General features: G+C 65.9%; 18 protein-coding genes. 6 read left to right on the forward strand and 12 right to left on the reverse strand.

Annotated features, from left to right (window positions below):
* Window positions 1–191: 191 nt before the first annotated feature.
* The 3 genes from grpE (at window position 192) to dnaJ (ending at window position 4,004) form a co-directional block, all read left to right on the forward strand.
* The gene (grpE, locus tag QM748_RS08195) at window positions 192–758 is read left to right on the forward strand and encodes a nucleotide exchange factor GrpE (protein WP_415246502.1); all 567 of its coding nucleotides are present in this window, start codon (window positions 192–194) and stop codon (window positions 756–758) included.
* 106 nt (window positions 759–864) lie between these two features.
* Entirely contained in the window at window positions 865–2,793 is a 1,929-nt protein-coding gene (gene dnaK / locus QM748_RS08200; protein ID WP_415246503.1) for a molecular chaperone DnaK, read from the forward strand.
* A 95-nt stretch (window positions 2,794–2,888) separates the two neighbouring features.
* The gene (gene dnaJ / locus QM748_RS08205; RefSeq protein ID WP_415246504.1) at window positions 2,889–4,004 is read left to right on the forward strand and encodes a molecular chaperone DnaJ; all 1,116 of its coding nucleotides are present in this window, start codon (window positions 2,889–2,891) and stop codon (window positions 4,002–4,004) included.
* Window positions 4,005–4,149: 145 nt separating this feature from the next.
* Here dnaJ and cysS read toward each other — a convergent pair whose 3' ends face one another.
* Window positions 4,150–5,535 (reverse strand): cysteine--tRNA ligase, encoded by a 1,386-nt coding sequence (gene cysS, locus QM748_RS08210; RefSeq protein WP_415246505.1) that lies wholly within the window; start codon window positions 5,533–5,535, stop codon window positions 4,150–4,152.
* Between the two features lie 207 nt (window positions 5,536–5,742).
* Between cysS and QM748_RS08215 the strand changes: the two genes are divergently transcribed.
* Genes QM748_RS08215 through QM748_RS08225 form a run of 3 tightly spaced genes read left to right on the forward strand, consistent with a single transcriptional unit; the run spans window position 5,743 to window position 7,681 of the window.
* Window positions 5,743–6,336: a peptidylprolyl isomerase gene (locus QM748_RS08215; RefSeq protein WP_415246506.1), complete on the forward strand. Its 594-nt coding sequence runs from the start codon at window positions 5,743–5,745 to the stop codon at window positions 6,334–6,336.
* A 42-nt stretch (window positions 6,337–6,378) separates the two neighbouring features.
* The gene (locus QM748_RS08220) at window positions 6,379–6,873 is read left to right on the forward strand and encodes a peptidylprolyl isomerase (protein WP_415246507.1); all 495 of its coding nucleotides are present in this window, start codon (window positions 6,379–6,381) and stop codon (window positions 6,871–6,873) included.
* Between the two features lie 43 nt (window positions 6,874–6,916).
* The gene (locus QM748_RS08225) at window positions 6,917–7,681 is read left to right on the forward strand and encodes a UDP-2,3-diacylglucosamine diphosphatase (protein WP_415248039.1); all 765 of its coding nucleotides are present in this window, start codon (window positions 6,917–6,919) and stop codon (window positions 7,679–7,681) included.
* Window positions 7,682–7,834: 153 nt separating this feature from the next.
* Here QM748_RS08225 and QM748_RS08230 read toward each other — a convergent pair whose 3' ends face one another.
* The 11 genes from QM748_RS08230 to QM748_RS08280 are packed head-to-tail and all read right to left on the reverse strand — an operon-like array spanning window position 7,835 to window position 18,104.
* Window positions 7,835–9,019 (reverse strand): O-succinylhomoserine sulfhydrylase, encoded by a 1,185-nt coding sequence (locus QM748_RS08230; RefSeq protein ID WP_415246508.1) that lies wholly within the window; start codon window positions 9,017–9,019, stop codon window positions 7,835–7,837.
* A 19-nt stretch (window positions 9,020–9,038) separates the two neighbouring features.
* Window positions 9,039–10,574 (reverse strand): amidophosphoribosyltransferase, encoded by a 1,536-nt coding sequence (gene purF / locus QM748_RS08235; protein ID WP_415246509.1) that lies wholly within the window; start codon window positions 10,572–10,574, stop codon window positions 9,039–9,041.
* 11 nt (window positions 10,575–10,585) lie between these two features.
* Window positions 10,586–11,077, reverse strand: coding sequence for a CvpA family protein (locus tag QM748_RS08240; RefSeq protein WP_415246510.1), 492 nt, complete (start codon window positions 11,075–11,077; stop codon window positions 10,586–10,588).
* 10 nt (window positions 11,078–11,087) lie between these two features.
* On the reverse strand, window positions 11,088–11,795 hold the full coding sequence (locus QM748_RS08245) for an SPOR domain-containing protein (RefSeq protein WP_415246511.1): 708 nt from the start codon (window positions 11,793–11,795) through the stop codon (window positions 11,088–11,090).
* A 12-nt stretch (window positions 11,796–11,807) separates the two neighbouring features.
* Window positions 11,808–13,124, reverse strand: coding sequence for a bifunctional tetrahydrofolate synthase/dihydrofolate synthase (gene folC / locus QM748_RS08250; protein WP_415246512.1), 1,317 nt, complete (start codon window positions 13,122–13,124; stop codon window positions 11,808–11,810).
* Window positions 13,124–14,002: an acetyl-CoA carboxylase, carboxyltransferase subunit beta gene (gene accD, locus QM748_RS08255; protein WP_415246513.1), complete on the reverse strand. Its 879-nt coding sequence runs from the start codon at window positions 14,000–14,002 to the stop codon at window positions 13,124–13,126. The genes folC and accD overlap by 1 nt, the downstream gene beginning before the upstream one ends.
* Complete coding sequence (trpA, locus tag QM748_RS08260; RefSeq protein WP_415246514.1) at window positions 13,999–14,823, reverse strand: tryptophan synthase subunit alpha; 825 nt, start codon at window positions 14,821–14,823, stop codon at window positions 13,999–14,001. Before trpA ends, accD begins: the two co-directional genes overlap by 4 nt.
* 47 nt (window positions 14,824–14,870) lie before the next feature.
* On the reverse strand, window positions 14,871–16,079 hold the full coding sequence (trpB, locus tag QM748_RS08265; protein WP_415246515.1) for a tryptophan synthase subunit beta: 1,209 nt from the start codon (window positions 16,077–16,079) through the stop codon (window positions 14,871–14,873).
* A complete protein-coding gene (locus QM748_RS08270; RefSeq protein WP_415246516.1) occupies window positions 16,072–16,695 on the reverse strand; it encodes a phosphoribosylanthranilate isomerase in 624 nt (207 codons plus the stop codon). Before QM748_RS08270 ends, trpB begins: the two co-directional genes overlap by 8 nt.
* Complete coding sequence (gene truA / locus QM748_RS08275; RefSeq protein ID WP_415246517.1) at window positions 16,696–17,493, reverse strand: tRNA pseudouridine(38-40) synthase TruA; 798 nt, start codon at window positions 17,491–17,493, stop codon at window positions 16,696–16,698.
* Window positions 17,481–18,104 carry a CbiQ family ECF transporter T component gene (locus QM748_RS08280; RefSeq protein ID WP_415246518.1) on the reverse strand — a complete coding sequence of 208 codons (624 nt, stop codon included), beginning with the start codon at window positions 18,102–18,104 and terminating at the stop codon, window positions 17,481–17,483. The genes truA and QM748_RS08280 overlap by 13 nt, the downstream gene beginning before the upstream one ends.
* Window positions 18,105–18,253 lie beyond the last annotated feature (149 nt).

The following is an 18,253-nucleotide window of genomic DNA, read 5'->3' on the forward strand; positions in this document are numbered from 1 at the left end:
AAGCATCACTTGACGTCCGGAAGGACGCGGACTGGGCGGGCCACTCCTCCTCCAATTCCGGCGGGGGCTATTGTGCGCCAGCACGCAGCCTGCCGCAATGGCTGCCTCCCGAGCAAAAATTTCCTCTTGAAATCGAACCGCTCGCCCCAACATGACGGCGAGGAACAGTCATCAACAGGGAGCAAGAACCCATGCAGGACCCGAGCCAGAATCCGAACGCCATGCCGGAAATCGAACAGCAGACCGCTCCCGCCGGAGATGCTCCGGCCGCAGAAGACAGCAAGGCGAGCGCGCTGGACGCCCTGGAAGAAAGTCTGCGCCAGGCCGAGTTGAAAGCCGCCGAACACCACGACGCCTGGCTGCGCGCCAAGGCCGAGACCGAGAACATCCGCCGCCGCGCGCAGGAAGACATCGCCAAGGCAGGCAAGTTCGCTGCCGAGAAGTTCGCCGGCGCGATGCTGCCGGTCAAGGACAGCCTGGAAGCCGCGCTCGCGGTGGAAAACCAGACCCTCGAGAACCTGCGCGAAGGCGTGGAGCTGACGCTCAAGCAGCTCGTCGCCGCCTTCGAAGGCGCCAGCCTGGCGGAAGAAAATCCGCTCGGCCAGAAGTTCGATCCGAACAAGCACCAGGCGATCAGCGCCATCGAGGCGGATGCCGAACCCAACACCGTCGTCACCGTGCTGCAGAAGGGCTATCTGCTCAACGAGCGCGTCATCCGCCCGGCACTGGTGATGGTCGCCAAAGCCAAGGCACAGTAAGGAATCTGCGCGCGGCGGCTTGAAACCGCGCCGCGCCGCCCCATATTCGAACCAGACCGGACGGCCACGCCGCTCCCTCACCTCATTCAGACACAAAGGAACTTTCATGGGCAAGATCATCGGCATCGACCTCGGCACCACCAACAGCTGCGTTTCCGTGATGGAAGGCGGCAAGCCGAAGGTCATCGAGAACTCCGAAGGCGCGCGCACCACCCCGTCGGTGGTCGCCTATGCCGAAGACGGTGAAATCCTGTGCGGCGCGCCGGCCAAGCGCCAGGCCGTCACCAACGCCAGGAACACCCTGTTCGCGATCAAGCGCCTGATCGGCCGCCGCTTCGAAGAGAAGGAAGTGCAGAAGGACATCGACCTGATGCCCTTCACCATCGCCAAGGCCGACAACGGCGACGCCTGGGTCGAAGTGCGCGGCAAGAAGATCGCGCCGCCGCAGGTATCGGCCGAAGTGCTGCGCAAGATGAAGAAGACCGCCGAAGACTACCTCGGCGAGGAAGTGACCGAAGCCGTCATCACCGTGCCGGCCTACTTCAACGACAGCCAGCGCCAGGCCACCAAGGACGCCGGCCGCATCGCCGGCCTGGAAGTCAAGCGCATCATCAACGAGCCGACCGCCGCCGCGCTCGCCTTCGGCATGGACAAGAAGCCGGGCGACTCCAAGATCGCGGTGTATGACCTCGGCGGCGGTACCTTCGACATCTCGATCATCGAGATCGCCGACCTCGACGGCGAGCACCAGTTCGAAGTGCTGGCGACCAACGGCGACACCTTCCTCGGCGGCGAGGACTTCGACCAGCGCCTGATCGACTACATCGTCACCGAGTTCAAGAAGGAACAGGGCGTCGACCTCAAGAACGACGTGCTCGCGCTGCAGCGCCTGAAGGAAGCAGCCGAAAAGGCCAAGATCGAGCTGTCGTCCGGCCAGCAGACCGAGGTCAACCTGCCCTACATCACCGCCGACGCCTCGGGACCGAAGCACCTGGCGGTCAAGATCACCCGTGCCAAGTTCGAGGCGCTGGTCGAGGATCTGGTCGAGCGTTCGATCGAGCCCTGCCGCGTCGCACTGAAGGATGCCGGCCTGAAGGTGTCCGACATCGACGACGTGATCCTGGTCGGCGGCCAGACCCGCATGCCGATGGTGCAGGAGAAGGTCAAGGCATTCTTCGGCAAGGAGCCGCGCAAGGACGTGAACCCCGACGAAGCCGTGGCCGTCGGCGCCTCGATCCAGGGCGGCGTGCTGCAGGGCGAAGTCAAGGACGTGCTGCTGCTCGACGTCACCCCGCTGTCGCTCGGCATCGAGACCCTGGGCGGCGTGATGACCAAGCTGATCCAGAAGAACACCACGATCCCGACTAAGGCCTCGCAGGTGTTCTCCACCGCCGACGACAACCAGAGCGCAGTGACCATCCACGTGCTGCAGGGCGAGCGCGAGATGGCTTCCGGCAACAAGAGCCTGGGCCAGTTCAACCTGTCCGACATCCCGCCGGCACCGCGCGGCATGCCGCAGATCGAGGTCACCTTCGACATCGATGCCAACGGCATCCTGCACGTATCGGCCAAGGACAAGGCCACCGGCAAGGAGAACAAGATCAAGATCCAGGCCAACTCCGGCCTGTCGGACGACGAAGTCGAGCGCATGGTGCGCGACGCCGAGGCGCACGCCGAGGAAGACAAGAAGGCGCACGAGCTGGTCGACGCGCGCAACCAGTGCGACGCGTTGGTGCATTCGACGCGCAAGGCGCTGGGCGAGTACGGCGACAAGCTGAGCGACGACGACAAGGCCAGGATCGAAGCCGCGATCAAGGATGCCGAAGAGGCGATCAAGGGCTCCGACAAGGACGGCATCGAAGCCAAGAGCCAGGCCCTGGCGACGGCCGCGCAGAAGCTGGGCGAGCAGATGTATGCCCAGGCCCAGGCCGAAGGCGGTGATCAGGCTGGCGCCGGCGCCCAGTCGTCCGGCGGCAAGGCCGACGACGCCGACGTGGTGGATGCCGAATTCACCGAAGTGAAGGACAAGAAGTAATCGTCGTTCTGGCGAATCCTTCGTGGCCGAGCCCCGCCGGAGCCTGCTCCGGCGCCGGCTCGGCCTTTGCTTGAGACCAGACTGAGCGAAGCACCATGTCCAAAAGGGATTACTACGACGTACTCGGCGTCAACCGCGACGCCGGCGACGACGAGATCAAGAAGGCCTACCGCAAGCTGGCCATGAAGCACCACCCGGACCGCAATCCGGACAACAAGGAAGCCGAGGAGAAGTTCAAGGAGGCCAAGGAGGCCTACGAGATGCTCTCCGACGCGCAGAAGCGGGCCGCCTACGATCGTTACGGCCACGCCGGCGTTGACCAGTCGATGGGTGGCGGCCAGGGCTTCGAAGGCGGCTTCGCCGATGCCTTCGGCGACATCTTCGGCGACCTGTTCGGCGGCGGCCGCGGCGGGCGCTCGAACGTCTATCGCGGCGCCGATCTGCGCTACAACCTCGAGATCACGCTCGAGGAAGCCGCCCGCGGTGCCGAAAAGACCATCCGCATCCCCACCGTCGAGGAATGCGGCACCTGCCACGGCAGCGGCGCCAAGCCCGGCACTCAGCCGAAGACCTGCCCCACCTGCAACGGCCACGGCCAGGTGCGGGTGCAGCAAGGTTTCTTCTCGATCCAGCAGACCTGCCCGAAGTGCCACGGCAGCGGCAAGATCATCCCCGACCCCTGCCGCGACTGCAGCGGCGCCGGTCGGGTCAAGAAGCACAAGACACTGGAAGTGAAGATCCCCGCCGGCATCGACGAAGGCATGCGCCTGCGCCACGGCGGCCACGGCGAACCGGGCGTCAATGGCGGCCCGCCGGGCGATCTCTACGTCGAGATCCACATCCGCAAGCACGCCGTGTTCGAGCGCGACCATGACGATCTGCACTGCGAGATGCCGCTGAGCTTCACCACCGCGGCGCTCGGCGGCGAGATCGAGATCCCGACGCTGGAAGGCATGGCGCGGCTGAAGATCCCGGCCGAGACGCAGAGCGGCAAGGTCTTCCGCTTGCGCGGCAAGGGGATCAAGAACGTGCGCAGCCAGGTGCATGGCGATCTGCTCTGCCATGTCGTGGTCGAGACGCCGGTCAATCTCACCGAGCGCCAGAAGGAACTGCTGCGCGAATTCGAGGAGATATCCAGCGGCAACGCCGACCGCCACAACCCGAAGGCCAAGTCCTGGATGGACAAGGTGAAGGATTTCTTCGGCACCTGAGCGGCCGCGACGATGGGCCTCGCCGGCCCATCCGCTCGCACGGCTCTTCCGGCGCGCCTGTCCAGGCATGAAAATGGCCTGCCATCCGGGAGATGGCAGGCCATTTTTTCGTCATCGGGGCTGCTCCGCCCCGACAGGACACCGCTCAGGCGCGGCGCCAGGTCGTGCCGCCCGCACCATCCTCCAGCACGACGCCGGCTTCGGCCAGTTCGGCGCGGATACGGTCGGCTTCGGCGTAGTCCTTGTTCTTCTTGGCTGCCGCACGTGCGGCGATGCGTGCTTCGATCGCCGTCGCATCCAGCCCGTCGGCATCCGGTGTTCCCGCCTGCAGGAAAGCCACCGGATCGCGCTGCAGCAGGCCGAGCACCGCGCCCAGCGCCTTCAGCTGCCGCGCCAGTCCCGGCGACACGCTGCGATTGACCTCGTTGGCCAGCTCGAACAGCACCGCCATCGCTTCGGCGGTGTTGAAATCGTCATCCATCGCCGCGCAGAAACGCTTCGCATGGGCTTCGTCCCAATCGACCTCGCCCTCGCCTTCGGCCGGCACGTTCTTCAAGGCCGTGTAGAGCCGCGTCAGCGCGCTGCGCGCATCCTCGAGATGCGCATCCGAGTAGTTCAGCGCGCTGCGGTAATGGGCGCGCAAGATGAAGAAGCGCACCACTTCGGCGTCGTACTTCTGCAGCACTTCGCGAATGGTGAAGAAGTTGCCGAGCGACTTCGACATCTTCTCGTCATCGACACGCACGAAGCCGTTGTGCATCCAGTAATTGACGAAGGCGTGGCCGTGCGCGCCTTCGGACTGGGCGATCTCGTTCTCGTGGTGCGGAAACTGCAGGTCCATGCCGCCGCCGTGGATGTCGAAGTGGTCACCCAGCAGTTCGGAACTCATCGCCGAGCATTCGATGTGCCAGCCCGGACGGCCAGCGCCCCAGGGCGAATCCCACTTCACTTCGCCCGGCTCTTCGACCTTGGCGTGCTTCCACAGCACGAAGTCGAGCGGATCGTTCTTGTCCTGCGCGACATCCACCCGCTCGCCGGCCCGCAGCTCGTCGAGCGACTTGCCCGACAGCTTGCCGTAGCCGTCGAACTTGCGCACCGCATAGCAGACGTCGCGGTTGGCGGCGACGTAGGCCAGGCCTTTCTGTTCGAGGCGCGAGATCAGGCTCTGCATCTGGACGACGTAGTCGGTGGCGCGCGGCTCGTGGTCGGGGCGCAGCACGCCGAGCGCATCGGCGTCCTCGTGCATCGCGGCGATGAAGCGGTCGGTCAGCTGGCGGATCGACTCGCCGTTCTCCTGCGCGCGGCGGATGATCTTGTCATCGATGTCGGTGATGTTGCGCACGTAGTTCATATCCAGCCCGCTGGCGCGCAGCCAGCGCGCCACCATGTCGAACACCACCATCACGCGCGCGTGGCCGAGGTGGCAGAAGTCATACACCGTCATGCCGCACACATACATGCGGACCTTGCCGGGTTCGATCGGGGTGAAGGCTTCCTTGCTGCGCGTCAGGGTGTTGTAGATGGAAAGCATCGGCGGATGGAAAAAACGGAGGGGAAGATCGGTTGAAGGCCGGATCGGCGGCAGCGCAATTGTGAGGGGGGGGGGCTTGTTGCTAGAATCCCGCGTCACCCAGGCGCCGGGCCGGCAGTCGAAGGCCGCAAATATACCACGGCCGCAATGCCTGCCATTTTCCCGGCCGCCACCCATCCGGCCCCACGGCCGCGCACCGGAGATTCCATGAAAAAGCACCTGATAGCCTTTGCCGCGCTGGCATCGACCGCCCTGACCAGCCTCGGCGCCCTCGCCGCCAACCCGATGGTCGAACTCAAGACCAGCCAGGGCGAGATCGTCGTCGAAGTCTTTGCCGACAAGGCGCCCAAATCCGCCGAGAACTTCGTCCAGTACGTCAAGGACGGCTTCTACAACGGCACCGTGTTCCACCGCGTCATCGACGGCTTCATGGTCCAGGGCGGCGGCTTCGACGCCGACATGAAGCAGAAGAGCACCCGCGCCCCGGTCGAGAACGAAGCGAAGAACGGCCTCAAGAACGAGCGCGGCACGCTGGCGATGGCCCGCACCGCCGATCCTCATTCGGCCAGCTCGCAATTCTTCATCAACCTGGTCCCCAACACCTTCCTCGACTATCCCTCGCGCGACGGCTGGGGCTATGCGGTGTTCGGCAAGGTCGTCAAGGGCATGGACGTGGTCGACAAGATCGCCAAGGTGCAGACCGGCAATCGCGGCTTCCACCAGAACGTGCCGGTCGAGGCGGTGATCATCGAGAACGCCAGCGTGCTCGAGAAAGCCCCGGCAAAGAAAGCGGGCAAGTAAGCAAGCCTCGCATCCCCAACAATTTTCCCCAGGAGCAAGCACATGGCAGTCAAGCTGCACACCAACCACGGCGTCATCACCCTCGAACTCGACGCCGACAAGGCGCCGCAGACCGTGGCCAATTTCATCGCCTACGTCGAAGCCGGCCACTACGACAACACCATCTTCCACCGCGTCATCGACGGCTTCATGATCCAGGGCGGCGGCTTCACCCCGGGCATGGACCAGAAGCCGACCGGCGAGCAGATCAAGAACGAAGCCGACAACGGCCTCAAGAACGAACGCGGCACCATCGCCATGGCCCGCACCCAGGCGCCGCATTCGGCCACCGCGCAGTTCTTCATCAACGTCGCCGACAACGACTTCCTGAACTTCCGCTCGCCCGACCTGCAGGGCTGGGGCTACTGCGTGTTCGGCAAGGTCAGCGACGGCATGGACGTGGTTGACGCGATCCGCAAGGTCAAGACCGGCTCCAGCGGCTTCCACCAGGACGTGCCGAAGGAAGACGTGGTCATCGAGCGCGCCGAAGTTGTCTGACAGCCAGGCCGATCAGCGGGTCCCCGGGGACTCGCTGGCCCGCATGCCGGCAGCCTTCCATGCGAGGCTGCCGGCATTGTTCATTTCGGACCTGCACCTGGCCGAGGACGCGCCCGACACCGCCGAAGCCTTCATCGAGTTCCTTCAGGGGCCGGCTCTCGAGGCCGCCAGCCTGTTCATCCTCGGCGACCTGTTCGAATACTGGGCGGGCGACGACGATCTCGACGACGCTTTCAATCAACGGATGTGCGCCGCCATCCGGGCCGTCTCGGACGCGGGTGTCGCGGTATTCTTCATTCGCGGCAATCGCGACCTGCTGGCTGGCGACGGTTTCGCCCTGGCCGCCGGCCTCACGCTGCTGCCCGACCCCTGCCTGGTCCGCTTCGGCCAGGCTGCGGATACGCCCGCCCTGCTGCTGAGCCACGGCGACGTGCTATGCACCGACGATCTCGCCTATCAGGCCTATCGCCGCCAGGTCCACGACCCCGCGTGGCAGCGTGGCTTCCTCGCCCAGCCGCTGGCCGCGCGCAAGGCCTTCATCGAAAGCCTGCGCCGGAAGAGCGAAGCCGCCAAGCAGACGAAAGCCATGGAGATCATGGACGTCAATGCCGACGCGGTCGCCGCGCTGTTCCATACGGCTGACGCCGCGGTGCTGGTGCATGGCCATACCCATCGCCCGGCACGCCATGTCCATGCCGTCGATGGTCGGCAGCGCATCCGCTGGGTGCTTGCCGACTGGCACGGCGAACCGCGCTGGCTCACCTTCGACGGCCGGCAGTTCACCACCGAAGCCGGCACGCCGGACTGAGTAGATACTGCTACGGTAGTTCCGCTTCGTCGGTCCGAGTTCCGGAACTGAAAACGGCGAACGGGGCATTCGCCCCGTTCCTATTGGTTGCCGATCACTTCCCGGCCGTCAGATGCCTTCTGCATGAGGCGCCCGCTGATCGGGCCACTCTCCTCAGGCTTGAAGGCCTCGCGCCAGATCCGCCTTCAAATCCTCCACGGCTTCCAACCCCACCGCAACGCGCAGCAGGCCGTCGCCGATACCTGCCGCAGCGCGCGCCTCCGCCGTGATGCGGCCGTGCGTGGTCGTCGCCGGATGGGTGATCGTGGTCTTGGTATCGCCAAGGTTGGCGGTGATCGACATCAGGCGCGTCGAATCGACCACTCTCCATGCCGCCTCGCGCCCGCCCTTGACGTCGAAGCTGACGATAGCGCCGCCGGATTTCTGCTGGCGCATCGCCAGTTCGTGCTGCGGGTGCGACGGCAGGCCGGGGTAATACACGCGGGCCACGCCCGGCTGGGTCTCGAGCCAGCGGGCCAGTTCCAGCGCCGCGGCCGACTGCGCTTCCATGCGGATGCGCAGGGTTTCCATGCCCTTCAGGATCACCCAGGCGTTGAACGGCGACAGCGTCGGCCCGGCCGTGCGCAGGAAACGGAAGACTTCTTCGGTGATCACCTTTTTGCCCGCCACTGCGCCGCCCAGCACGCGACCCTGGCCGTCCAGGTACTTGGTCGCCGAATGCACGACGACATCCGCGCCGAGTTCCAGCGGACGCTGCAGCGCCGGTGTGCAGAAGCAGTTATCCACCGCGAGGATCGCACCGGCATCATGCGCGATTGCCGCCACCGCAGAGATGTTGACCACTTCGGTCAGCGGGTTGGACGGCGTCTCGACGAAGAACAGCCGAGTACGCGGCTTCACCGCCTTGCGGTAGGCCTCGAGATCGGTCGCCGGCACGAAGCTGGTCTCGATGCCGAACTTCGACAGGATGTTGCCGAACAGCTGCTGAGTGGCGCCGAACAGGCCGTTGGAGGCAACGATATGGTCGCCGGCCTGCATGGTCGCCATGACCAGCGACAGGATCGCCGACATGCCGGATGCCGTCGCCACGCAGGCTTCGGCGCCTTCGAGCGCGGCGAGCCGCGTCTGCATCGCGGTCACGGTCGGGTTCGAGAAGCGGGCGTAGACGTTGCCTTCTTCCTCGCCCGAGAAACGCGCCGCAGCCTGTGCCGCATTCTCGAACACGAAGCTCGAGGTCAGGTACATCGCTTCGCCGTGTTCGCCGAACTGGCTGCGTTCGATGCCGGAGCGGATTGCCAGCGTGTCCGGATGGAGCTTGAGGTCTTCAGGGAGCGTCATTGCAGTTTGAGATATCGGTTCAGTTGTCAGAGCCGGAGGCAAGATTGAGGTCGAGCTGCCCCCCCTCGTCGTCATGGAGGTCGCCCTTGGCGGGCTTGTCCTCGCCGCGCTGATTCTCGACGCCATTCAGGTATTCGGCAGTGATGTCACCGGTCACGTAGCAGCCGTCGAAGCAGGACGTCTCGAAGAAACTGAGCGAAGGATTCAGCGCCCGAACCGACGCCTTCAGGTCGTCCAGATCTTGGTAGATCAGGCCGTCGGCACCGATCTCGCGGCAGATTTCCTCCTCGCTGCGGTCCGATGCGATCAGTTCGCCGCGCGTCGGCATGTCGATGCCGTAGACGTTGGCATGGCGCACCGGCGGCGCCGCCGAGGCGAGATAAACCTTCCGCGCGCCGGCTTCCCGCGCCATGTTGACGATCTCCTTGCTGGTCGTGCCGCGCACGATGGAATCGTCGACCAGCAGCACGCTCTTGCCCCTGAACTCCTGGTGGATGGTGTTCAGCTTCTGGCGCACCGATTTCTTTCGCGTCGCCTGCCCCGGCATGATGAAGGTCCGGCCGATGTAGCGGTTCTTGACGAAGCCTTCGCGGAACGGCAGCCCCAGGCGCTCGGCCATCTGCAGGGCCGACGGCCGGCTGGAGTCCGGGATCGGGATCACGACGTCGATCTCGACGTGCGGCATCGTGCGCTTCATCTTGTCGGCGAGGTATTCGCCCATCTTCATGCGCGACTCGTACACCGACACGCCGTCGATGATCGAATCGGGCCGCGCCAGGTAGACGAATTCGAACATGCACGGCGCCTGCACGGTCTGCTCGGCACACTGGCGGCTATGGAAGTTGCCATCGGTATCGATCAGCACCGCCTCGCCCGGCGCGACGTCGCGCAGCAGCTTGAAGCCCAGCACGTCGAGCGCCACCGATTCGGACGCCACCAGCCATTCGGTACCGGCTTCGGCCTCGTTGCGGCCGATCACCAGCGGACGGATGCCATAGGGGTCGCGGAAGGCGAGCAGGCCGTAGCCGGCGATCATCACCACCACGCCATAGGCGCCGCGGCAGCGGCGATGGACACCGGCGACGGCACGGAACACCGCCTCCTCGTCGAGCTTCAGGCCGTTACAGGCCGCCTGCAGCTCGTGCGCCAGCACGTTCAGCAGCACTTCGGAATCGCTGCTGGTGTTGATGTGGCGCAGGTCCGACAGGAAGATCTCGCGCTTGAGCGCGTCGGAATTCGTCAGGTTGCCGTTGTGCGCCAGCAGCAGGCCGAAAGGCGAATTGACGTAGAAGGGCTGGGCCTCCGCGGCGTTGTATGCAGAGCCCGCAGTCGGATAACGAACGTGCCCGATGCCCCAGTTGCCTTCGAGATTGCGCATGTTGCGCGTGCGGAACACGTCTCGCACCAGGCCCGAGCCCTTGTGCATGTGGAAACGCCCGCCTTCGGCGGTGGCGATGCCTGCCGCATCCTGCCCGCGGTGCTGCAGCACCTGGAGGCCATCGTACAGAAGCTGGTTCACCGGAGAGGTCGCGACGACCCCGAGAATTCCGCACATGAGGATTTCGCCTATCTGAATCGAATCTTGTCGGCCACCACTTCGGGCAGCCAGGGTTTGGCGGCAAGAACCGCCGTTTCCAACGGTGGCGAGAACAAGGCCTGCGACCACCAGGGCTCGCGGGACAGACCGGCGAGCCCGCCGATCAGCACCACCACCAGCGCCACCAGCAAGCCACGCGCGATGCCGAACAAGGCACCGAAGAAGCGATCGGTCGCGCCCAGGCCTGCAGCGCGCAGCAACTGGCGCAGCAGGTAGCGGACCAGCGCCACCAGAATCAACACGCCCACGACGACCAGTGCGCCGCCTGCCACCTGCCGCCACAAGGGTTCGGCAATGAACCCGGCAAAGACCCAAGCCGCCTGTTCGTTATAGCGCCAGGCAGCGAAAAGCGCGAGCACCCAGGCGGCCACGGCCATGACCTCGCTGACCAGGCCACGCCACATGCCCACAGCCGCGGACAAGGCCAGGATGCCGAGAAACACGTAGTCGAATACCGTCATGCGGAAGCAGTCAGCGCGGCGTGATCACGGTACTGTAACCCAGCGCCCGCAGTTGCTCGGCCATCTTGTCGGTGGCGCTCCTGCCGGTGACGGGGCCGACGCGCACGCGCGTGACGTTGCCGGCCTTTTCGGTATAGGCCGCAAAGCCCTGCTTCTTGAGATCGGCAGCAACGCGCGCAGCCTTGGCTGCATCGCCAAAGGCACCGATCTGCAGGACGAAGGTTTCGCCCTTGGACGCCTGGGCCTTCGGCACTTCGCGGCCTTCGATCGCTGCACGCGCGCGCGCGGCTTCGGCCGCTTCATCGGCAGCAGGCCGTGCCAGTGCAGGCTTGGGCGCTTCGGGCTTCGGCGCCGCAGGCCTCGTGGCAGGAACGGCCGGCGATCCGGTGGCCGGCAATCCGGCGGCCGGCACCTCTGCCCGGCTTTCGGGTTTCGCCGGCGCAGGCGGCGGCGCTTCGACGACCGAAGGCGGCGCCTGTTCCTCCGGCGCAGGCGTGGCTGCAGCCGCGAGTGCAGGTTCTTCCGCAGCCGCATTCGGACGCTGGCCGACAGCGGCATCGCGGTCCGGAATCGTGATCTGGATGTCGCCGCTGACCGGATGGGGCTCCTGCTCCATCATCATCGGCAGAATGATCGCAGCCAGCAGCGCAAGTGCGATCGCGCCCACCAGCCTGCGCCGGGCACGTTTCTTTATATCGAGGTTTTCTGCGTCGCTCACGAAACGATCTCGTCAGTGTCTGCCCGCTTTCACCACGTCGAGCACTTCGGCAACGGTCAGGAAGGAGCCGAAGGCCACGATTCTATCACCCTCCCCCGCCTCCTGCTGCGCCGCAGCATAGGCATCTTTCGGCGAAGGGAAGCAGCGGATGCCGGCTTCGACGCCTGCCATGTGCAGGCGCAGCGCCAGCTCCTCGGCCTTGAGGCCGCGCGGACCGGGCAGATCGGCAAGCAGCCAGTGATCGATCCGGCCCTTGAGCCGCGCCACGACACCTTCGACGTCCTTGTCACCAAGCATGCCAAGCACCGCCCAGGTTTCCGGATGAAAGCCCATGCTTCCCAGATTCTCGGCCAGCACGCCCGCAGCCTGAGGGTTGTGGGCAACGTCCAGCACCACCGCCGGACGGCCCGGCAGGACCTGGAAGCGGCCGGGCACCTCGACCAGCATCAGCCCCTGGCGAATGGCCTGCATCGACACGGGGATGCGCCCACGCACGGCATCGAGCACCGTCATCACCGCAGCAGCGTTGAGCAGTTGGTTGGCGCCGCGCAATGCCGGATAGGCGAGGCCGCCGCGCTTGACCAGCGCGCCCTGCGCCGGCGGCGCCTGGTAGCGCCAGTAGCCCCACTGCTGGCGGTCGCCGCCGAAGCCGAAATCGCGGCCGCTGATCCACAATTGCGCGCCGATCGCCTCGGCATGGTCGAGCAGCGTCGCCGGCGGTTGCGGATCGCCGCACACGGCGGGCCGACCGGCACGGAAGATGCCGGCCTTCTCGAAGCCGATCGCTTCCCGCGTGTCACCGAGGTAATCCATGTGGTCGAGCGCGATGCTGGTCACCAGCGCACAGTCGGCGTCGAACACATTCACCGCGTCCAGCCGGCCGCCCAGGCCGACTTCCAGGATGACGACGTCCGGCGCTTCCCTGCGGAACACTTCCCAGGCGGCCAGCGTGCCGTGCTCGAAGTAAGTCAGCGGCGTGTCGCCACGGGCGGCCTCGACCGCATCGAAAGCCTCGACCAGCACCCCGTCGGCAACCTCCCTGCCATCAACGCGGACGCGTTCGTTGTAGCGCAGCAGATGAGGCGAGGTGTAACAGCCGACACGATAGCCTTCAGCCAGCAGGACGGCCTCCAGCATTACGCAGCACGAACCCTTGCCATTGGTCCCGCCCACCGTGATCACCAGCGCATCGGGGTCGGGCCCGAGCGCAGCCCGTACCCGCGCGACACGCTCCAGCCCGAGCTGGATGGTCTGCGCATGGCGCTGCTCGAGCAGTTGCAGCCAGCCGGCCAGCGTGTGCGGCAAGACGGCAGCGGACGGAGAAACCATCAGGCAGCCGAAGCGCTGGGCTGACGCAGCAGCAGTGTCAGCAAGCGAGCCAGTTCCTGCCGCATCTCGCGGCGATCGACGATCAGGTCGATGGCGCCCTTCTCCAGCAGGAATTCTGCGCGCTGGAAACCTTCCGGCAGCTTCTCGCGCACCGTCTGCTCGATCACGCGCGGGCCGGCAAAACCGATCAGCGCGCCCGGCTCGGCAATGACCACGTCGCCCATGAAGGCGAAGCTGGCCGATACGCCTCCCATGGTCGGATCGGTCAGCACGGTGACGAAGGGCAGCCGGCGCTCGGCCAGACGCGTGATCGCCGCCGTGGTCTTGGCCATCTGCATCAGCGAGAACAGGCCTTCCTGCATGCGCGCACCCCCCGATGCGGTGATGCAGAGGAAAGGCACACGCTGTTCATAGGCGGCCTTCGCGCCACGAACAAAGCGTTCGCCGACCACCGAACCCATCGATCCACCGAGAAATTCGAACTCGAAGCAGGCCACCACCACCGGCACGCCGCCGATCAGGCCCTGCATCACGACCATCGCATCGGCCTCGCCGGTATCCGAGCCCGCTGCCGACAGGCGCTCGGGATATTTGCGCGAGTCCTTGAACTTCAGTGCATCGACCGGCCGTACTTCGGCACCGATCTCGACGCGCCCTTCGATGTCGAGCAGCATGTCCAGCCGCTGCCGCGCGCGCAACCGGTTGTGGTGCCCACACTTCGGGCACACGCCCTGGTTGCTGTCGAGGTCGGAACGATAGAGCACGGCTTCGCATGCGCTGCACTTGCTCCACAACCCTTCAGGAATCGTCGATTTGCCGCGCCCAGCACTGTCGCTGCGCTTGATCTTCGGCGGCAGCAGTTTCTGCAACCAACTCATGATTTCACTCCTGTTGCCGGCTCGATGGCATCGAGCGCTTCGCGGATGCCGCGCATGAAGACGGTGACGCGTGCGACGGCTTCGCCCTTCGGGGCCTGTTCGATTTCCTCGATGATCCGGCTGCCGATGACGACCGCGTCGGCCACGTCACCGATGCGCCGGGCGCTCTCGGCATCGCGGATGCCGAAGCCGACGCCGACCGGCATGCCGACCGCGGCACGGATCTGCGGAATGCGGCGCGCCACCTCGTCGATATCGAGCTTGCCGCTGCCGGTCACGCCTTTCAGCGAGACGTAGTAGATATAGCCGCTGCCCGCCGCGGCAACATCGGCGAAACGCTGCTCGGTCGAGGTCGGCGCCAGCAGGAAGATCGGATCCAGCCCCGCGGCCTTGGCCGCGCGGGTGAAGCCGGCACATTCCTCGGGCGGGTAATCGACCACCAGCACGCCATCCACGCCTGCTTCGCTGGCCGCGGCGACGAAGTTTTCGACCCCCATGGCTTCGATCGGGTTGGCGTAGCCCATCAGCACCACCGGCGTATCCACGTTCTCGGCGCGGAAGGCGCGGACGGTCTCGATCACCTTGCGCAGGCTCATCCCCTGCTCCAGCGCACGTTCCGATGCACGCTGGATGGTCGGGCCGTCGGCCATCGGGTCGGAGAAAGGCACGCCCAATTCGATGATGTCGGCGCCGCCTTCGACCAGCGCACGCATCAGGGGCAGCGTCAGCGCAGGCTCGGGAAAACCGGCGGTGACGAAGGGAATCAGCGCCTTGCGGCCTTCGGCCTGCAAACGCTGGAAAACGGTCTGGATTCTTGACATGTCAGGTCTCGATCACGCAGCGGGCCGCAAAGCGGCCCGGAGGAAGTTCAGAACTGGATGCCGGAACGTTCGGCGACGGTGTGCATGTCCTTGTCGCCACGGCCCGACAGATTCACCAGCAGGATCTTGTCGCGCGGCAGCGTCGGCGCCAGCTTGGCCGCATGGGCCAGTGCGTGCGAGGACTCCAGCGCCGGAATGATGCCTTCGTAGCGGCACAGGTCGTGGAAGGCCTGCAGCGCTTCGGCATCGGTCGCGGCGACGTACTCGGCGCGCTTCGAATCCTTCAGCCAGGCGTGCTCCGGCCCGACACCCGGATAGTCCAGGCCGGCGGAAATGGAATGCGTCTCGATGATCTGGCCGTCCTCGTCCTGCATCAGGTAGGTACGGTTGCCGTGCAGCACGCCAACGGGCGCATCGGTGGTCAGCGGTGCCGCATGACGCCCCGTTTCCAGGCCGTCGCCCGCTGCCTCGACCCCCACCAGGCGCACGCCTTCGGCGCCGATGTAGGGATGGAAGATGCCGATCGCGTTGGAACCGCCGCCGACGCAGGCGATCACGTAGTCGGGCTGGCGTCCGGCCATCTCCGGCATCTGCACCAGGCATTCCTTGCCGATCACGGTCTGGAAGTCGCGGACCAGCAGCGGATAGGGATGCGGGCCGGCCACGGTGCCGATGATGTAGAAGGTGTCGGCCACATTGGTGACCCAATCGCGCATCGCTTCGTTCAGCGCGTCCTTCAGGGTCTTCGAGCCGGACTCGACCGGCACCACGGTGGCGCCGAGCAGCTTCATGCGATAGACGTTGGCGGCCTGGCGCTTGACGTCCTCCGAACCCATGTAGACGACGCACTTCAGGCCGTAGCGTGCGGCGATGGTCGCGGTGGCGACGCCGTGCTGCCCCGCGCCGGTCTCGGCGATCACCCGCGGCTTGCCCATGCGGCGGGCGAGCAGCGCCTGACCGATGCAGTTATTGACCTTGTGTGCGCCGGTGTGGTTGAGGTCTTCGCGCTTGAGATAGATCTGCGCGCCGCCGAGCATCTCCGACCAGCGCTTGGCGTGGTAGATCGGGCTGGGACGGCCGACGTAGTGCTTGAGCTCGTATTCGAACTCGGCCATGAAGGTGGGGTCGGCCTGGCACGCGGCATAGGCCTCGCGCAGCTCGGCCAGTGCCGGCATCAGGGTCTCGGCGACGAAGATGCCGCCATGACGGCCGAAATGCCCGCTCGCGTCGGGAAACTGGTAAGGCGTGTCAGCCATCTGCTTGTCGAACTCCATCGATGAACGCGGCGATCCGGGCCGCATCCTTGATTCCCTTGCCGCTTTCGACTCCGCTCGACACGTCAACCGCCCACGGACGCAGGCGCCGAACCGCATCGGCGACGTTGTCCGCATCGAGCCCGCCGGAAAGCACGAGCGGCCGCACGAACCCGTCGGGAATGAGCGACCAGTCGAAAGTTCTTCCTCCGCCGCCATAGCCCTCGACGAATGCGTCGACGAGGATTCCGCTGGCGCGCGGATGCGAAGCCGCGAATTCTACCAGATCGACCCCCGGCCGCATCCTTGCAGCCTTGATCCATGGCCTGCCATGGCCAGCGCAATCGGCATCGGTTTCGTCGCCGTGGAATTGCAGCAACTGCAGCGGCACTCGCTCGAGCACGGCCCGGATCTCTTCCCGAGAAGGATTCACGAACAGGCCGACGGCGGTGATGAAAGGCGGCAGCAGAGCAACAAGCTCGGCCGCCTGATCGATGCCCACTGCGCGTAGACTGGGCGGATAGAAGACGAAACCGATCGCATCGGCGCCAAGTTCGACGGCGGCACGCACGTCCTGCGGGCGGGTCAAACCGCAGATCTTGATTCGGGTACGGGGCATTCAGATGAGGGGGAGCTGAGGCAGCGCGATGATACGCCCATCGCCTGGGAGCGGCCAGCGCGGCGGATAGGCCACGCCGCACAGGTACAGGCCGTCCGGCGCAAAGGTGGGCGCGGCGCGGCTGCGGTCGCACGCTTCGAGCAGCGTCCGCATCCAGCTCGCCGGATAACGCCCCTTGCCGACATAGACCAGCGCCCCGACCAGGTTGCGGATCATGTGGTGCAGGAAACCGTTGGCACGGAAATCGAACAGCAGGTACTCGCCCTGGCGGGCGACGCGGGCTTCATGCATGACACGCACCGGCGTCTTCGACTGGCAGCCGGCAGCACGGAAGGAGGAAAAATCGTGCGTGCCGACCAGGCATTCGGCCGCCTCGGCCATCCTCAGCTCGTCGAGCGGCACATGGAACCAGCCGACGCGCCCGGCCAGCATCGCCGGCCGGGTCGGGCTGTTGTGCAGGATGTAGCGGTACTGGCGCTCCACGGCGAGAAAGCGGGCATGGAAATCCTCATCCACCTCAACCGCCCAGCGCACCACGACCGCAGGCGGCAGCAAGGCATTGACGCCACGCACCCAGGCCGTCATCGGCCGTAGGGCATCGGTGTCGAAATGGGCGACCTGGGCGCTGGCGTGGACACCGGTATCAGTGCGTCCGGCGCAATGCAGCCGCACCGGCCCGGCGGCGATCTCCGTCAAGGCCTGCTCAAGCACGTCCTGTACCGTGCGGCCGTGCGCCTGGCTCTGCCAGCCACAGAAAGCGTCACCGGCATACTCGATGCCAAGCGCTATGCGGCCCATGGCAGCCCCAGCAAGAATACCGCCAGCCCCAGCAGCCCCAATGCAGCGGCAATGGCAGCATCCAGCAATCCCATGCGCTCGCGGACGAGCCTGACTGCTTGCAGCTCGCCACTGCCATCGTCGTCGCGCAGCCAGTCCTTCCAGTTCGTCGCGCTGCCGCGGGGCGTGGCCTCGACGAAGCGAAGCACCAGCATCAGGCGCAGGGCCAGATCACCGGCACGCAGGCCGATCACGGAAAAAGGACGGCTCAGGCTGTAGAGCCCGCCGACCAGGCGCTCAACCGGCAGACGTTCGAGCAGCAGCGCCACTGCGCACACCACCGCGACCAGACGCCCGGCATGGACCAGGGCCAGCAGCATCCCCTCGCGGCTGGGCGAGAGCTGTGGCCAGGGAGCGAATATCGCCTCGCCCGGCGTGAACCAGCCGAACAGCAGCACGATGGCGAACATCAGCACCCGTACCCGGCGCAGCAGGCGCAGCGCCCGGGCACGGGCGAAAGCAAGCGCAAGCGCCAGGCTGGCGGCGGCCACCCATGCCAGCGCCGCGGGGGGCAGGAACTGCACCGACGCCACACCGGCAAACCACAACGACAGCAGAAGTCCTGAATGCATGCCTGTAACAAGGAAGCCCCCAGCGGGAGCGAAGTGGAAGCAATATTTGCTTGAGGCGCGCTAGCCTGGGCGCACATTCTGCCCGCTGACGCTTCCTGCGGCAAAAAAGACGCGCCGCCGCAGAGCGGCGACTCTGCGGCGGCGCATCC

Source organism: Thauera sp. (assembly GCF_047601425.1).
Taxonomy (GTDB): Bacteria; Pseudomonadota; Gammaproteobacteria; order Burkholderiales; family Rhodocyclaceae; genus Thauera.

What these genes read in the sequence shown, in the direction of transcription:
- grpE (WP_415246502.1), top strand. Translation starts at nt 192, where the DNA reads ATGCAGGACCCGAGCCAGAATCCGAACGCCATGCCGGAAATCGAACAG.
- dnaK (WP_415246503.1), top strand. Translation starts at nt 865, where the DNA reads ATGGGCAAGATCATCGGCATCGACCTCGGCACCACCAACAGCTGCGTT.
- dnaJ (WP_415246504.1), top strand. Translation starts at nt 2,889, where the DNA reads ATGTCCAAAAGGGATTACTACGACGTACTCGGCGTCAACCGCGACGCC.
- cysS (WP_415246505.1), bottom strand. Translation starts at nt 5,535, where the DNA reads ATGCTTTCCATCTACAACACCCTGACGCGCAGCAAGGAAGCCTTCACC.
- QM748_RS08215 (WP_415246506.1), top strand. Translation starts at nt 5,743, where the DNA reads ATGAAAAAGCACCTGATAGCCTTTGCCGCGCTGGCATCGACCGCCCTG.
- QM748_RS08220 (WP_415246507.1), top strand. Translation starts at nt 6,379, where the DNA reads ATGGCAGTCAAGCTGCACACCAACCACGGCGTCATCACCCTCGAACTC.
- QM748_RS08225 (WP_415248039.1), top strand. Translation starts at nt 6,917, where the DNA reads ATGCCGGCAGCCTTCCATGCGAGGCTGCCGGCATTGTTCATTTCGGAC.
- QM748_RS08230 (WP_415246508.1), bottom strand. Translation starts at nt 9,019, where the DNA reads ATGACGCTCCCTGAAGACCTCAAGCTCCATCCGGACACGCTGGCAATC.
- purF (WP_415246509.1), bottom strand. Translation starts at nt 10,574, where the DNA reads ATGTGCGGAATTCTCGGGGTCGTCGCGACCTCTCCGGTGAACCAGCTT.
- QM748_RS08240 (WP_415246510.1), bottom strand. Translation starts at nt 11,077, where the DNA reads ATGACGGTATTCGACTACGTGTTTCTCGGCATCCTGGCCTTGTCCGCG.
- folC (WP_415246512.1), bottom strand. Translation starts at nt 13,124, where the DNA reads ATGGTTTCTCCGTCCGCTGCCGTCTTGCCGCACACGCTGGCCGGCTGG.
- accD (WP_415246513.1), bottom strand. Translation starts at nt 14,002, where the DNA reads ATGAGTTGGTTGCAGAAACTGCTGCCGCCGAAGATCAAGCGCAGCGAC.
- trpA (WP_415246514.1), bottom strand. Translation starts at nt 14,823, where the DNA reads ATGTCAAGAATCCAGACCGTTTTCCAGCGTTTGCAGGCCGAAGGCCGC.
- trpB (WP_415246515.1), bottom strand. Translation starts at nt 16,079, where the DNA reads ATGGCTGACACGCCTTACCAGTTTCCCGACGCGAGCGGGCATTTCGGC.
- QM748_RS08270 (WP_415246516.1), bottom strand. Translation starts at nt 16,695, where the DNA reads ATGCCCCGTACCCGAATCAAGATCTGCGGTTTGACCCGCCCGCAGGAC.
- truA (WP_415246517.1), bottom strand. Translation starts at nt 17,493, where the DNA reads ATGGGCCGCATAGCGCTTGGCATCGAGTATGCCGGTGACGCTTTCTGT.
- QM748_RS08280 (WP_415246518.1), bottom strand. Translation starts at nt 18,104, where the DNA reads ATGCATTCAGGACTTCTGCTGTCGTTGTGGTTTGCCGGTGTGGCGTCG.